This is a genomic window from Leucobacter sp. NPDC077196 (assembly GCF_040687075.1).
GTDB lineage: Bacteria > Actinomycetota > Actinomycetes > Actinomycetales > Microbacteriaceae > Leucobacter.
The window spans coordinates 1-1463 of record NZ_JBFBML010000045.1; the positions used below are offsets into that span (position 1 = coordinate 1).

A 1463-nucleotide genomic window follows, 5' to 3' on the forward strand; every position below is an offset into this window, starting at 1 on the left:
CGTGCGTATGCGATCTCGCCGAACTCGCCAACGTCTCCCAGCCCACCGTGTCCCACCACTTGAAAGTACTCAAAGAGGTTGACGTCCTCACGGCAGAGCGGCGCGGTACATGGGTTTGGTACCGGATCACACCCGGCCGGCAACAAGCAGTCACGGCGCTACTCGAATCTTTCGCCCCGGCCGCACTGGCAAGGCCGCTGGATACTCAGTCAGCTGACGTGGTGCGCCCGGACTTTGACGCCCGAGTGACCCGACTCGCTGACGAACTCGCCGCAGAGATACCAGAGCTCGACGCACAGATCGTTCGCTCCATCGTGCGTGAGTCCTACACAGCGCTCGCCAGCACCGCACGAGTGACCACTGCGCTCATCCCACTCACCGAACGGTTCGCCCGCCAACGCATCAGTGACCTCACGAAACATCACGACACATCCGCACCTCAAGTGCTGTTTGTCTGCGTCGCAAACGCCGGTCGTTCCCAGCTCGCCGCAGCGCTCGTGAATCAGATCTCGGACGGACGCGTTATCGCTCGCTCGGCCGGGTCTCAACCGGCCGATGTGATCCACCCTCACGTGCGGTCGCTGATCGCTGACATCGAAGGGGAAAGTGCCGCAGCTGACCGGTTCCCAAAACCCCTCACCGACGATGCGATTCGTGCGGCAGACGTAGTGATCACGATGGGGTGCGGAGACGTATGCCCCATCATCCCGGGCGTCCGCTACGAGGACTGGGCCGTGGGCGATCCCGCTCTCGCATCCGACGCGGGCGTGCAAGCCATTCGGGATGACATTGCCGCTCGAGTCCGCACCCTCGTCGACGACCTCACCCACTAACCAACTATCTGGAGCGACTCATTCATGACTGACACCAATAAGCCCTCCGTACTATTCGTCTGTGTCCATAACGCTGGCCGGTCCCAGATGGCCGCAGGATTCCTGCGCGACATCGCCGGAGACCGCATCGAGGTTCGATCAGCCGGCTCGATGCCAGCCAATCAAATCAACCCAATGGCCGCAGCCGCGATGGCGGAACTCGGTATCGACATCACATCTGAGCAGCCCAAAGTACTCACCACAGAAGCCGTCCAGGACTCTGACGTCGTCATCACAATGGGCTGCGGAGACGCCTGCCCATTCTTCCCCGGAAAACGCTACGAGGACTGGAAGCTTGATGATCCGGCCGGGCAGGATCTTGACGCAGTACGACCCATCCGTGACGAGATCCGTACACGTATCAGTCAGCTTGTGAGTGAATTGGTGTAGCTCACAAACCCTAGAAACGACCGTTCGTGAGGAGCAGCATAGGTTGTCACGGCGCACCGCAGGATAAGAGGTACCTTCTTCGCGACGCTAGATCGCCGGCTTGGGTGGTAAGGCCCGTTGGAGCTCGCGGTACACCGTGGCGCGAGAGATATCGAACAGTTCGGCGAGCTCCGTCTGCGTATGGGTGCCAGCCGCGTGAGT

At 61.0% G+C, this 1463-nt stretch carries 3 protein-coding genes; 2 read left to right on the forward strand and 1 reads right to left on the reverse strand.

Going from position 1 to position 1463, the window contains the following annotated elements; all coding sequences use genetic code 11:
* Window positions 1-833: metalloregulator ArsR/SmtB family transcription factor (locus AB0O71_RS15430; RefSeq protein WP_363746730.1), on the forward strand; the 833-nt coding region annotated here is incomplete at its 5' end.
* 24 nt (window positions 834-857) lie between these two features.
* Window positions 858-1262 carry an arsenate reductase ArsC gene (locus tag AB0O71_RS15435; RefSeq protein ID WP_346057245.1) on the forward strand — a complete coding sequence of 135 codons (405 nt, stop codon included), beginning with the start codon at window positions 858-860 and terminating at the stop codon, window positions 1260-1262.
* An 87-nt stretch (window positions 1263-1349) separates the two neighbouring features.
* On the opposite strand, the gene AB0O71_RS15440 is transcribed toward AB0O71_RS15435, so the two are convergent.
* The coding region (locus AB0O71_RS15440; RefSeq protein WP_363746733.1) for a helix-turn-helix domain-containing protein at window positions 1350-1463 on the reverse strand (114 nt) is incomplete at its 5' end.